The following is a 13,447-nucleotide window of genomic DNA, read 5'->3' as shown; positions in this document are numbered from 1 at the left end:
AAGGCCTGGGAACGGTCCCTGGGTTTATCAGACCTTGCCTGCATAAGCTGGGCCGATCCGTTTTACTCGTGATCAATATCCAACTTGGCAAACGTCACCCGTGCGCCTTCCTTGCTGTCCCCACTGTTGTCCTGCACATACACCCCCGCCTTGAAGTACAGCGGCTTGTCGCCCCAGGCCGCGCCGATGCGATCATTCCACTCGCTGTCGGCCGCGTTCACGCTGAGCAATCCGGCCTTGTTGAGGTTGATCACATAGGTAAAGCTCTTCTCCAGGGGCACGTTGGAGGCGACCGTGATGACCCTGCTTTCGGATTCATCCGGGCGCATGCGCACTTTGGCGACGATGTTGCCGGTCTGGGTTTTTTCCTTGAATTGGTACTCCAGCTTGATCAGGGGTTTCTGGCTGTCATAGGCATGGATCTGGCCGATCACGACCTTGCCGCTGGACGGCACCTGGTTGACGGTGAGCGTGGCGCGCAGGAAGTTGTCGGCCTCGGGGTAGGTCCAGTTGCGCAGGCGCCCGTCGGCGTAGGTTTCGCGCAGTTCGCTGCGCGGGTAGATGGCGTTTTCGGTGCGGGTGCCGGTGACGGGCGTCCAGAACTGCACATCGCTGCCTTCGGCCTGGAAGTACTGGTCATTGAAGCCGCTGAGCAGCTTCGGGGTTTCGATGGTCGTGGGCGGGGAGCCGACCGGAATGCTCAGGTTCCAGGTGGAAAGGTCGATCATGGTGTTGGCCTTTTGACGAGGGGTGAACGCTTTAGCCCGAGGGCTGCACAGGTTCTTTATAGGTGGTGTTAACCCACTTGTTAAACGCTGGCTGGCGATTTATTGGCGTCAGAGGAATGCCAAAAAGCCATGTTGCCCATGGTACGCGGGCTGTAGCGCCTTACCGTTAGTCGGCTTCCCGGGGTTTGGCGCGATGATGGCACCGACGTTACTTCTGCTTTTATATTCCCGGGGCTAGAGTGAGGCCTCATTATTTGTCCGGTTTTGAGTACCCGAAGTGACCGGTGCAGTTCCTTAAGGAAGAGACGTAGCATGGATTGCGCTTCAAACCTCGGCGACGGTAGTTCAGTTCTCCTGGTGGTCGATGACTACCCGGAAAATCTCGTCAGCATGCGTGCCGTGTTACAGCGTGAAGACTGGCGAGTGATTACCGCGACTTCCGGTTTGCAGGCCCTGGAGTTGCTGCTGGAGCATGACGTCGACCTGGTGTTGCTGGACGTGCGGATGCCCGGTATGGATGGCTTCGAGGTGGCCCGTCTGATGCGCGGCAGCCAGCGCACGAGCATGACGCCGATCATCTTTCTCTCGGCCAATGCCCAGTCCCCCGACGCGGTGCTCCAGGGCTACGCCAGCGGTGCGATCGACTACCTGTTCAAACCCTTCGACCCGCATATTCTCAAGCCCAAGGTACAGGCACTGCTGGAACATCAGCGTAATCGCCGTGAGCTGCAGCGGTTGAGCCATGACCTGGAGGCCGCCCGCGCCTTCAATGCCTCGGTATTGGACAACGCCGCCGAAGGGATTCTGGTGGTGGGCGAGGGCAGCGTGATCCAGTACGCCAACCCGGCTATCTCAAGGTTGCTCAATGCCACCATGGCCGAGTTGCAGGGCGAGAGTTTCCTGAGTTTCCTGCAAAAGCCCCATGTGCCGGCCTGGCTGGGGTTCCCGATGTACGAGGCGTATTGCAAAGGCGAAACGTGGCGCTTGCACGACGCTATTTTGCGCACCAGTCGCGGTCAACAGGTGCCGGTGGCGTTGTCCTGCGCACCCTTGCCCGCAGAGCAGAAGGCAATGGTGGTGACGGTGCTGGACATGTCCGAGGTGCGCCACCTGCACCAGCAGTTGGAGTTCCAGGCGGTGACCGACCCGTTGACCGGGCTGCTCAATCGTCGGGGCTTCCACCAGACGGTGGAGAGCATGTTGTCGCGCAGCGAGCGCAATGAGCAGTCGCTGGTGCTGCTGTACCTGGACCTGGATGGCTTCAAGCGCGTCAACGACACCCTGGGCCACGACGCCGGCGATCGCGTGCTGCGCTGGGTGTCCGAGCAGATGCAGGCGTGCCTGCGCTCCTACGACATTCTTGGGCGCATGGGCGGGGATGAGTTCACGGCATTGCTGGAGCTGGAATTCCCGGAGCAGGCGGCGAAGATTGCGGAAAAACTGATCGAGCGGGTGTCGGTGTGCCAGCAGGTCGACGGTTTGGAGGTGATGCTCGGCGTCAGCATCGGTATCGCGACCTTCCCGGACTGCGGCTCGGACCTGAGCGGCCTGCTGCGCGCGGCGGACATCGCCATGTACGAAGCCAAGCGCGCCGGCCGTCAGCAATATCGCTATTACGACCATGAAATGAACGGTCGAGCCCGCTCGCGCCTGATGCTTGAAGACAGTGTGCGCACCGCGATTCAAAACAAGGATTTCGTCCTGGTGTACCAGCCCCAAGTGTCGCTGGTGGACGGGCGCTTGCGGGGTGTCGAGGCGTTGCTGCGCTGGCAGCACCCGAGTGTCGGTGACGTGCCGCCGGGATTGTTCCTGCCGCTGCTGGAAGAGGCGCGGCTGATCAGCCAGTTGAGCAGTTGGATTTACCAGCAGGTCGCTGCCCAGCGCCAGGTCTGGCAAGCGTCTTTCGATGATGAGCTGGTGTTGAGCGTGAGCCTGAGCAGCAGCCAGTTCAATACGCCCAACCTGGTCGGCCAACTGCGGCAGGTCCTCGAACGGCACGGTTTGCAGGGGCGGCAACTGGAGGTGGAAATCAGTGAAGACTGCCTGATGAGCAACCTTGAGGAATCGACCAAGCAACTCACATTGTTGCGTGAGCTGGGGGTGCGTATCGCCCTGGATGACTTTGGCGCGGGTCGCTGTTCCCTGGCCCACCTGCGCGACCTGGCGTTCGACACCCTCAAGCTTGACCCGCAATTGGTGGCCCGATTGCCAGGCTCCGCGCGGGATGCCGCAATGGCGCGCAGCATCATCGAGCTGTGCGGGCATTTTGAGGTGCTGGTGATCGCCGAAGGCGTGCAGACCCTCGAACAGGCGCAGTGGCTCAAGGCCAACGGGTGTTCATTGATCCAGGGCACCTGGGCGGCGGCACCGCTGATGGCCGAGGACGTCGTCGGTTGGTCGCACCCTCACGCGCTGTGAATTCGCTACACTGGCGGCCGTCCGAATCACATTGCAGCCCCCATGACCGCGTTGAAATACCTTCAGGCCTATCCCGCCGCCCTTCAGGAACAAGTGCGCCAATTGATCGCCAAGGACCAGTTGGGCGCCTACCTGGAGCAGCGTTACCCCGAGCGCCACGCCGTGCAGAGCGACAAGGCCCTGTACAGCTACGCCCTGGCCTTGAAGCAGGAACACCTGCGCAATGCACCGTCGATCGACAAGGTGCTGTTCGATAACCGCCTGGACCTGACCCACCGCGCCCTGGGTTTGCACACCACGATTTCCCGGGTGCAGGGCGGCAATCTCAAGTCCAAGAAAGAGATCCGCATCGCCTCGCTGTTCAAGGAGGCGGCCCCCGAATTTCTGCGCATGATCGTGGTGCACGAACTGGCTCACTTCAAGGAGTCGGACCACAACAAGGCGTTCTATAAACTCTGTGAACACATGATGCCGGGCTACCACCAAGTGGAATTCGACCTGCGGGTGTACCTGACCTGGCGCGATTTGCAGGGCAAGCCCCAATTACAAGGCGATTGACCATGGATGTGAGCAAGACCAAGAGCAGCTTTTACCGTCGCTTGTATGTGGCGTACCTGATCGACAGCGGGCTGGCCAGCAGCGTCCCGGCGCTGACTGAAGTGACCGGTATGCCGCGGCGCACGGCGCAGGACACGATTGCGGCGTTGGCTGACCTGGATATCGTGTGTGAGTTCGAGCAGGAAGAGGGGGCGCGCAATCACGCCGGGGGTTATCGGATTCGTGAGTGGGGGGCGATTGATCGGGGGTGGATCGAGGCCAATCTTGCGGCGGTCAAGCGGGTGTTGGGTTATCCCTGAGTGATGCGGTGTCTGGGCTGGCGCTATCGGGGGCAAGCCCCCTCCCACATTTGAATGTATTCACACATCAAGTGTGGGAGGGGGCTTGCCCCCGATGAGGCCCTCAAGCCCGCCGCATACCAATATGTGGAATATCGTCCTCCAGATATTCCTCACCCTCCACCACAAACCCATACCGCCCGTAATACCCCTGCAAATGCGCCTGGGCCGACAGGAAGATCGGTGTCTCGGGCCAGATCTCCTCGATCTGCTTGAGGGTCTCTTCCATCATCAAATGCCCCAGCCCGGTGCCCCGCGCCGACGGCGCAACGATCACCCGGCCAATCACCACATCGCCGCCCTGTGACTCCGGGTCGAGCAGCCGCAGGTAGGCCACCAGCTCATCCGCTTTCCAGGCCATCAGGTGGTGGGTATCGCCGGACAGGTCCTGCCCGTCGATGTCCTGGTAAACACACTGTTGCTCAACCACGAACACTTCGCCGCGCAGGCGCAGGATGGCGTACAGCTGTTCCTTGCCCAGATCGTCGTGATGTCTGCAGATCCAATCGACCGTCATGAGGTGCGCTCTTGTCAAAGGCTTGGCAGGGATAGTAAGTGCGACCGGCGCTGCTGTCCAAAGCCGGTCATTTTTGTGAATGGCGTCAATTTGCCATCATTCAGTGCATGCGTGCCTGACTTCTTTGTGCAATAACCAATGCCGGCTCATTGATGAGCTACTGTTATCAGGCCATCGCCTGCCCGCCAAGGATTTTAAGCATGCCGCGATTGTCTCGTGCCGTTGCTTTGATTGCAGTGTTGTTGCTGGCTCAACCGGTATTGGCGCAGCGTTTGCGCCTGGTGGCGGACGGTTGGCCGCCGTTTACCGATGTCACGCTGATCAACGGCGGGCTGGCTACGGATATTGTCAGCACCGCGCTGGCTCGGGCCGGGTACGCGAGTGATTTTGAGCAGGTGCCTTGGGCGCGCGCGCTCAAGGGCATAGGCGATGGGCGCTACGATGTGCTGATCAACGCCTGGTACAACGATGAGCGCACGCAGTTGGGTGAGTTTTCCGCGCAATATCTGGTCAACCGCGTGCGCTTTATCAAGCGCCGCGACGACCCTGTCGATTATCAGGACCTGCAACAGTTGCACGGCGAAAGCATCGCCGTGGTGCGTGGTTATGCCTATTCGGCGGCGTTCGACCAGGATGCGCTGCTACAGAAAGTGCCGGTGCATAACTTTGCCATGGCCGTGCGGATGCTGGCGGCAAAACGTGTGCGCCTGACCCTGGAGGATGAGTTCGTGGCGCGTTACTACCTGGCGCGCGAGTCGCCCAGGGTGCGCAGCGCCGTGGAGTTCGTGGGCGAGCCGCTGAGCGAGAACAGCCTGCATATCCTGGTCAGCCTGAAGAACCCCGAGCATGCGCAGATCGTTGCCGGCTTTGATCGGGAGATCGCCAGGATGAAGGCGGATGGCAGTTATGCGAAGTTGATGAAGGCCCATGGGATGTAGCGTCTGTGCAGGCCTCACCGGGGGCAAGCCCCCTCCCACACTTTTGATTTGTGAACACCGTCAAATGTGGGAGGGGGCTTGCCCCCGATAGCGGCCTAAGCCGCGCTGGTATCCTTGATCAAGTGCGCCGCCAACGTACGCAACGGCCCCAACTGCCGACAAATCAACGCCAACTGCGTCTGCACCAGCCGCTGGCCCTCATCGATCTCATCCGGCATCTGCTCAAGCTGCGCGGCCAGTGCTTCCTCATCATCGCTCTGGATCGCAATCGGCTGTTTGTTCGCCAGCCCCGTGGCGATCTCATCGATGCTCGCTGCCAGGCTGTTGCCCGCGCCTGCGATCAACTGTTCGCGCACGTCGGCCGGCAGTTGGGTATCGCGGTGCGCGCCAAGGCCCGACAAATAGCTGAGCAGCGTGTGCGAGAGCACCAGGAAGCGGAAGCCGACGTCGGCCTCCTTACGAAAGTGCCCAGGCTCCATCAGCATATTCGCCAGGGTGGTGGACAGCGCCGCATCGGCGTTGTGCGCGTTGCGACGGGCCAGGCGGTAAGCCAGGTCGTCGCTCTTGCCGGCGGCGTACTGCTGCATGATCTGGCGCAGGTAAATGCTGTTGCAGGTCAGGGTGTTGGCCAGCACTTTGTTCAGGCGCCGGCCTTGCCAGTCCGGCAGGAACAGGAACACCGCCAGGCCCGCGATCAGGCTGCCGAGCAAGGTATCGAACAGGCGTGGCAGGAACAGTCCGTAGCCATCGCCCACCTGGTTGAAACAGAACAGCACCATCAGGGTGATCGCCGCCGTGGCCAGGGTGTAGCGCGTGGTGCGGTTGATAAAGAACACCAGGCCGGCGGCGATGGCGAACATCGACTGCACCACCGGGTTTGGGAACAGGTCGAACAGCGCCCAGGCCACGGTCAGGCCGATGGCGGTGCCGATGATCCGCTGGCCGAGCTTGCGGCGCGTCGCCCCGTAGTTCGGTTGGCAAACAAACAGCGTGGTGAGGATGATCCAGTAACCCTGGGAGGCATGGATGGCATGCAGGGTGGCGTAGCCGACGGTCAATGCCAGGGACAGGCGCAAGGCGTGGCGAAACAGCAGCGAGGTGGGCGTGAGCTGGGTGCGCAGGCGCGTCCACATTTCCTTGAGGTTGCGTGGGGCACGGTCCAGCAGGTTGCTGTCGGTGGCGTCGGCCAGGGCGTCGGGGTTGCTTGCGTCGCCGAGCAGGCGGTCGAGGGTCGACAGGTTGGCGGCCAGGGCGCGCAACGAGCGCAGCAAACCGCGCCAGGCCGGGTTGCTCTGGATGCGCAGGTGTTCCAGGGAGGCATTCAAATCGCCCAGGGCTTCGGCAAAGCTGTCGTCATAAATGAACGGCTGGCGCAGTTGGATCGACTCGGCCAGGGCCTGGCAGGCCTTGCCCTGCTGGCGCAGCAGGCGTTGGCAGCGGAACAGCACGTCGCTGTGGAAGAACGCGTCGGCCAGTGCGTTATACGGGTAGTGGGACGAACTGGCACGCTCGTGGATGTCCTGGGCCAGAAAGTACAGCTTCAGGTAGCGGCTGACCTTCGAGCCGGGCCGGCCATTGCCGACGCGGTGCAGGATGATTTCCTTGGCCGCATTCAACGCCGCGACCACGCGGCCATTCTGCTGGGCCAGTTCCAGGCGGCGTGCTTCCACATCCAGTTGGCGGATCGGCTCGAACAACGCAGATTTGAGCTTCAGGTAACGTCCCAGCTCGCGGAACAACCGCGCCAGGCTCTGCTGCACCGGCTGGTTGGAAAACAGCGCCTGCCACAGCACCGACAGCACGCCGTACCAGGCCGCGCCCGCCACCAGCAGCAGCGGCTCGTGCCAGAAATCACTGACGGCACCGCCGCGCTGGTCCACGCCGATCATGGTGTAGACCGACAGGATCAACGTGGCCGAGGCAATCGCGCCATAGCGTTCGCCGAGCGCGCCGAGCATGGTCAGGCCGAACGTGGCCAGGGCCAGGGAGGCCGCGAAAATCCAGGGGTAGGGAAACAGCAGCTCCACCGACAGCGCGGCGATGCTGAAACACACCAGCGTCACCGCCAGGGCGTTGAGACGGCCTTGCCAACTGTCATCGGTCTCGGCCAGGGCGCTGGCGATAATCCCCAGGAACAGCGGGATCAGCAGCGTCATTTCATCCTGATACCAGCACAGCGCCATGCTGCCGGTCAGGGCGATGAATACCCGAATGCTGTAGCTGAATTTATCCAGTGCCCACAGGCGTCGCAGGGACTGCTTGAACGAGGTCGATGACATGAAGTCTGGAGTCTTCCGGGACGTTGTCGCTAAATTGAGCTATCAAGGACGCCACGGCAAGGGTGGTGATCACATCCAACAGAAAATTATTCCCGCACACCCATTCTCAATGTGGAATGCAGTCAATGTGGGAGGGGGCTTGCCCCCGATAGCAGTGTGTCAGCCAGCTCATCAGGTGACTGATACACCGCCATCGGGGGCAAGCCCCCTCCCACATTTGACCGAGTACACCCTTCAGGCATATTGCGCGGCTGCGTAGCCCGAAGCCCAGGCCCACTGGAAATTGAACCCGCCCAGGTGACCGGTCACATCCAGCACTTCACCGATGAAGTACAGCCCGGGGCTTTTCAGGGATTCCATGGTCTTGGACGACACTTCCCGCGTATCCACCCCGCCCAGCGTCACCTCGGCCGTGCGATAGCCCTCGGTGCCCGCCGGTACCAGTTGCCAGTTGCCGAGCTTCTCGGCGATCTCGGCGATTTCGGCATGGGTGTACTGCTTCATCGGCTTGGACGCGAACCAGGTGTCCGCCAGCAGGTTGGCCATCTTCTTGGTGAAAATCTCGCCCAGCAGTGTCTTCAACTCGCTGTTGGGACGCTCGGCCTGTTGCTGTTGCAGCCACGCGTGGGCGTCGTGGTCGGGCAGCAGATTGATCTCCACGGTGTCACCCGGCTCCCAGTAGGAGGAAATCTGCAAAATCGCCGGCCCGCTCAGGCCGCGATGGGTAAACAGCAGGTTCTCGCGAAAGCTCTGGCCGTTGCAACTGACCAGGCAATCCACCGAGGTGCCGGACAGCTCGCCGCACAGGTCCTTGAGCTGGTCGGTGATGGTGAACGGCACCAATCCCGCGCGGGTCGGCAGCAGTTCATGGCCGAACTGTCTGGCCACTTGATAGCCGAAACCGGTGGCGCCCAGGGTCGGTATCGACAAGCCGCCGGTGGCAATCACCAGGGACTCGCAGTGCAGCTCGCCCAAGGTGGTGTGCAACTGATAGCCGCTGTCGAGCCTGGCGATTTGCTGGACGGAGGTGTCCAGGTGCAGGCTCACGCCGGTCTGGATGCATTCATCGAGCAGCATGCCGAGGATATCGCTGGACTTGTTGTCGCAGAACAGCTGGCCGAGTTTCTTTTCGTGGTACGGCACGCCGTGCTTGGCCACCAAGCCGATGAAATCCCACTGGGTGTAGCGCGCCAGCGCCGACTTGCAGAAGTGCGCGTTGTGCGAGAGGAAGTTGGCCGGCTCGGTGTACAGATTAGTGAAGTTGCAGCGGCCACCACCGGACATCAGGATCTTTTTGCCGGCCTTGTTCGCATGGTCGATCAGCATCACCTTGCGCCCGCGCCCGGCGGCGGTCAGTGCGCACATCAAGCCAGCGGCGCCGGCGCCAATGATCACAACTTCGGTCGAGCGCACAGCCATGTCCTCATACAAATATTCATCTGAAATGTAATCAAAACTGTGGGAGGGGGCTTGCCCCCGATAGCGGTGTATCAGTAACAGATGGACTGACTGACACACCGCCATCGGGGGCAAGCCCCCTCCCACATTGGATCTTCATTGGATCAACGGTCGTGTTACAGGATCCGCACGCGCAACGAACGGCCTTTGATCTTGCCGTCGTTCAAGCGCTGCAGCGCCTGCTTGGCGATGCCGCGTTCCACGGCCACGAAGGCCTGGAAGTCAAAGATCGCAATTTTGCCGACCTGGGCACCGGGGATGCCGGCGTCACCCGTCAGGGCGCCGAGGATGTCGCCTGGGCGAACCTTGTCCTTGCGGCCGGCGGCGATGCACAGCGTGCTCATCACCGGCAGCAGCGGGCCACCGCTCTGCGGCTTGAGGTTGTCCAGTTGATCCCAGTTCAGCGGCGACTTCTGCAGTTGCTCGATGGCCTGGGCGCGGTGCGCTTCGGACGGCGCCACCAGGCTGATGGCGAGGCCGGTCTCTCCCGCGCGACCGGTACGGCCAACACGGTGAATGTGGATTTCCGAGTCGCGGGCCAGTTCGACGTTGATCACCATGTCCAGCGAGTCGATGTCCAGGCCACGGGCGGCGACGTCGGTGGCCACCAGCACCGAGGTGCTGCGGTTGGCGAACATGGCCAGTACCTGGTCACGGTCGCGTTGCTCCAGGTCACCGTGCAGGCCGACGGCGGAAATGCCCTTGGACGTCAGGTGATCCACGGTTTCCTGCACTTGCTGCTTGGTAAAGCAGAACGCCACGCACGACGCCGGGCGGAAATGCGCCAGCACCTTGGTCACGGCGTCCATGCGTTCTTCCGGCGAGATCTCGTAGAACCGCTGTTCGATCTGATCGTCGGAGTGGAACGCTTCGGCCTTCACTTGCTGCGGCGCGCGCATGAACTTGGAGGCCAGTTGCTTGATGCTCACCGGGTAGGTGGCCGAGAACAGCAGGGTCTGGCGGCGTGCCGGGGTCTTGCTGATGATGTCTTCGATGGCGTCGTAGAAACCCATGTCGAGCATGCGGTCGGCTTCGTCGAGGATCAGCGTGTTCAAGCCGTCCAGTACCAGCGAACCTTTGCGCAGGTGCTGCTGGATGCGGCCCGGGGTGCCGACGATCACGTGGGCGCCGTGCTCAAGGGAGGCGATCTGCGGGCCGAGGGACACGCCGCCGCACAGGGTCAGCACCTTGATGTTGTCTTCGGCGCGGGCCAGGCGACGGATTTCCTTGGCCACCTGGTCGGCCAGCTCGCGGGTCGGGCACATCACTAGGGCCTGGCACCCGAAATAGCGCGGGTTGATCGGGTTCAGCAGGCCGATACCGAAGGCGGCGGTCTTGCCGCTGCCGGTCTTGGCCTGGGCAATCAGGTCCAGCCCCTTGAGGATCACCGGCAAGCTCTGCGCCTGGATCTGCGTCATCTCGACATAACCCAGCGAGTCGAGGTTAGCCAGCATGGCGGCGGACAGGGGCAAAGTATTAAAAGCGGTGGCGATGGTGGTCACGGGACTGGCTCTGCAAAACAAAATGTCGCGCAGTGTACCAGTCTCGTGGGAATTTCCCCGCAAGTTCTAGACGAGACGCCGGTCAGTGCTCGATATCATGCTCGCGGCTGACCACGCGTTTGCCGTCTTTTGGCGACAATTGCAGGAAGATCGCCGCCGCCAGCATGGCCATGATTCCCACGGTGAGGAACGTCAGCTGGAACGCGCCGAGCACCGTGTTCACCCCATCATTGCCGGTCTCCAGGGTGAACCCGCCGAGCAGGGCACCGGCGCAGGCCACGCCGAGGCTGAGGGACAGTTGCGCCACCACCGAGAGCAAACTGTTGCCGCTGCTGGCCTGGGCGTCGTCGAGGTCGATCAGGGTCACGGTGTTCATCGCCGTGAATTGCAGCGAGTTGATGGCGCCGAGCACCGCCAGCATCGCCAGCAGCAGCGGGTAAGGGGTTTGCTCGCTGACCAGGCCCATGCTCGCGAGCATGGCGCCCAGGGCCAGGGTGTTGCCGGTGAGCACCACGCGATAACCCAGGCGCTCGATCAACGGCCGGGCGATGGACTTGGCGAACATCGCCGCCGCCGCCAGCGGCAGCATGCTCATGCCCGCCTGTGACGGCGAATAACCCAGCGCTACCTGCAGCAGCAGCGGCACCAGGAACGGCAGCGCACCGCTGCCCAGGCGCGCGAACAGGTTACCGAGGATGCCCACGGCAAAGGTGCGGGTCTTGAACAGCACCGGCGAGAACAGGGCGTTGTCGATATGCCCGGCGCGCAGCCAATACGCCGCCAGGCACGCCAGCCCGCCGAACAGCAGCAACATCACCCGCAGGTGCGGCAGGTGCAGTTCGCCCAGGCCCTCCATGGCGATGGTGATCAGCACCATGGCCGCGCCGAACAGCAGGAAGCCGAGGCTATCGAAACGCGTGCGCTCGCTGCCGCGCAGGTCGGGGATGAACTTCCACACCGCGTAGCAGCCGATCATGCCCACCGGCAAGTTGATCAGGAAGATCCAGTGCCAGGTCAGGTATTGCACCATCCAGCCGCCCAGGGTCGGGCCGAGCAATGGGCCGAGCAGGCCGGGGATGGTAATGAAGCCCATGATCCGCACCAGCTCGGAACGGGGATAGGCGCGCAGGACCACCAGGCGCCCGACCGGCAGCATCAGCGCGCCGCCCAGGCCCTGGATCACCCGCGCACCCACCAGCATGCTCAAGCTGCTGGACAAGGCGCACAACAATGATCCGATGCTGAACAGCAGGATGGCGCCAAAGAAGATTTTCTTGGTGCCGAAGCGGTCGGCGATCCAGCCCGACGCGGGGATCAGCAAGGCGACGGTGAGCATGTAGGCAATGACCACGCCCTGCATGCGCAGCGGGTTTTCCGCCAGGTCCCGGGCCATGGCCGGCAGCGCCGTGTTGAGGATCGTCCCGTCCAGCGACTGCATGAAGAAGGCAATCGCGACCACCCAGGGGAGCCAGCGGGCGGTCTTGGCGTCGAGAGGGGCACGATTCGGCATGGGAACCCTTTTGTTAGCAGGCTATGTGTCGGCGATTATGCGCCATTCGTCGCTGTTTTTCCCACTAGCGGTTCGTCTATAGCCGACAACGCGGCGTGCTCGCCCACCAGAAAATCCAGCAAGGCACGATGCACCGCCAGCGCCGCCTCGCGTGATTCCAGGTCGAGCAAATGGCCGGTGTGTTCGGCCACGGCGAAACTGCTGCGCTCTACGTAATCGCCGAACAACCGGGCTTCGGCGGCAGGGGTGTATTCGTCCAGCGTACCGTTGAGGAAGTGCACCGGTGTTGCAATGTGCCGCAGCGCCGGCAAGTAGTTGCCATCGCCCAGCGCCAACACCTGGTGGATATGAAAACGCGCCTGGCGATATTCGGTGGTGGCCATGTTCGACAGGTGGCGGTGGTTGTTGCGCTTGAGGCGCGGCGACAGGTATTTGCCGACTGTCTCGTTGAGCAGGTGGCCCACGGCGGATTTGTCATCGGCCTCGATCAGCACACGCACGCGCTCCACGTACGCAAGCATGGCCGGGTTGAGGTTGGGGGCGAGGGCCATCACCACCGAGCTTTCGATGGACGGCGGGTTGTGCGCCAGGGTCAGCAGCGTGGAGATACCGCCCCAGGAGGCCGATACCAGGTGGTTGACCTCGAAGCGCTCCACCAGGGCGCGGAGCATCTGCACTTCGTCGTCCTTGGTCACCAGGTCCAGGTCGGTGTTGTATTCACGCGAGTAGCCGGAGAAAGGCAGGTCGAACAGCACCACATTGAAATGCCCGGCCAGGCACCTGCTGGTGCGCGCAAAGGCACGCGTGGTGGACAGTGCACCGTTGACCAGCAACACGGTTTTTCTGCGCGGGTCGTTGCCCAGTTGCTCTACATGGACGTTGTAGTGCTTGTACAGCTTCTCTATGACAAAACTTCCCTGGGTCATCGCAACACTCCCTGTTGTGTGGCGGTATGCCACTAGCTCTTATAACGAGGTTTTTTGCAGGCGACAACAGGCCTGCCCGCGAAGAGCACGAAGAAGGGAATTGGCGGTAGGAAGGGTTGAAACCGAGCTGTCTGAAATCAACTCAGGACAATGTGGGAGGGGGCTGAACTGGTCAAGTAATCCCGGACACCGATTACGGTGTTTATGCCGCTTTTTGCTCCATGGCTATTGGCGACAGGTAGTTGTTGTAGCTGTGGAGCCTGATTCGGTTGTAT

11 protein-coding genes are annotated in these 13,447 nt (G+C 62.0%); 4 read left to right on the top strand and 7 right to left on the bottom strand.

Annotated elements, in window-relative coordinates; all coding sequences use genetic code 11:
• Positions 1 to 62 precede the first annotated feature (62 nt).
• Positions 63 to 728, bottom strand: coding sequence for a polysaccharide lyase family 7 protein (locus J1G34_RS08305; protein ID WP_065885408.1), 666 nt, complete (start codon positions 726 to 728; stop codon positions 63 to 65).
• Positions 729 to 1,040: 312 nt separating this feature from the next.
• Between J1G34_RS08305 and J1G34_RS08300 the strand changes: the two genes are divergently transcribed.
• The 3 genes from J1G34_RS08300 to J1G34_RS08290 are packed head-to-tail and all read left to right on the top strand — an operon-like array spanning position 1,041 to position 4,003.
• Complete coding sequence (locus J1G34_RS08300; protein WP_065896303.1) at positions 1,041 to 3,146, top strand: putative bifunctional diguanylate cyclase/phosphodiesterase; 2,106 nt, start codon at positions 1,041 to 1,043, stop codon at positions 3,144 to 3,146.
• A gap of 42 nt (positions 3,147 to 3,188) precedes the next feature.
• Positions 3,189 to 3,704 (top strand): M48 metallopeptidase family protein, encoded by a 516-nt coding sequence (locus J1G34_RS08295; protein WP_065885410.1) that lies wholly within the window; start codon positions 3,189 to 3,191, stop codon positions 3,702 to 3,704.
• A gap of 2 nt (positions 3,705 to 3,706) precedes the next feature.
• Positions 3,707 to 4,003 carry a winged helix-turn-helix domain-containing protein gene (locus J1G34_RS08290; RefSeq protein ID WP_065885411.1) on the top strand — a complete coding sequence of 99 codons (297 nt, stop codon included), beginning with the start codon at positions 3,707 to 3,709 and terminating at the stop codon, positions 4,001 to 4,003.
• A gap of 103 nt (positions 4,004 to 4,106) precedes the next feature.
• On the opposite strand, the gene J1G34_RS08285 is transcribed toward J1G34_RS08290, so the two are convergent.
• A complete protein-coding gene (locus J1G34_RS08285) occupies positions 4,107 to 4,559 on the bottom strand; it encodes a GNAT family N-acetyltransferase (RefSeq protein WP_065896302.1) in 453 nt (150 codons plus the stop codon).
• A 200-nt stretch (positions 4,560 to 4,759) separates the two neighbouring features.
• Between J1G34_RS08285 and J1G34_RS08280 the strand changes: the two genes are divergently transcribed.
• The gene (locus J1G34_RS08280) at positions 4,760 to 5,497 is read left to right on the top strand and encodes a substrate-binding periplasmic protein (protein WP_065937087.1); all 738 of its coding nucleotides are present in this window, start codon (positions 4,760 to 4,762) and stop codon (positions 5,495 to 5,497) included.
• A gap of 95 nt (positions 5,498 to 5,592) precedes the next feature.
• Here J1G34_RS08280 and yccS read toward each other — a convergent pair whose 3' ends face one another.
• From yccS to J1G34_RS08255, 5 genes are all read right to left on the bottom strand, one after another.
• Positions 5,593 to 7,776 carry a YccS family putative transporter gene (yccS, locus tag J1G34_RS08275; RefSeq protein ID WP_065896301.1) on the bottom strand — a complete coding sequence of 728 codons (2,184 nt, stop codon included), beginning with the start codon at positions 7,774 to 7,776 and terminating at the stop codon, positions 5,593 to 5,595.
• Positions 7,777 to 8,010: 234 nt separating this feature from the next.
• Positions 8,011 to 9,189, bottom strand: a complete 1,179-nt coding sequence (locus J1G34_RS08270; protein WP_222993779.1) for a BaiN/RdsA family NAD(P)/FAD-dependent oxidoreductase — start codon at positions 9,187 to 9,189, stop codon at positions 8,011 to 8,013.
• Positions 9,190 to 9,350: 161 nt separating this feature from the next.
• On the bottom strand, positions 9,351 to 10,688 hold the full coding sequence (dbpA, locus tag J1G34_RS08265) for an ATP-dependent RNA helicase DbpA (RefSeq protein ID WP_240995367.1): 1,338 nt from the start codon (positions 10,686 to 10,688) through the stop codon (positions 9,351 to 9,353).
• A 130-nt stretch (positions 10,689 to 10,818) separates the two neighbouring features.
• Positions 10,819 to 12,246: a multidrug transporter subunit MdtD gene (mdtD, locus tag J1G34_RS08260; protein ID WP_065885417.1), complete on the bottom strand. Its 1,428-nt coding sequence runs from the start codon at positions 12,244 to 12,246 to the stop codon at positions 10,819 to 10,821.
• A gap of 35 nt (positions 12,247 to 12,281) precedes the next feature.
• Positions 12,282 to 13,172: an alpha/beta fold hydrolase gene (locus J1G34_RS08255; protein WP_122464258.1), complete on the bottom strand. Its 891-nt coding sequence runs from the start codon at positions 13,170 to 13,172 to the stop codon at positions 12,282 to 12,284.
• Positions 13,173 to 13,447: the final 275 nt, after the last annotated feature.

It is taken from the genome of Pseudomonas sp. Wu6 (assembly GCF_019891515.1).
Taxonomy (GTDB): Bacteria; Pseudomonadota; Gammaproteobacteria; order Pseudomonadales; family Pseudomonadaceae; genus Aquipseudomonas; species Aquipseudomonas orientalis_A.
This window is presented reverse-complemented; position numbering and strand designations above follow the sequence as displayed.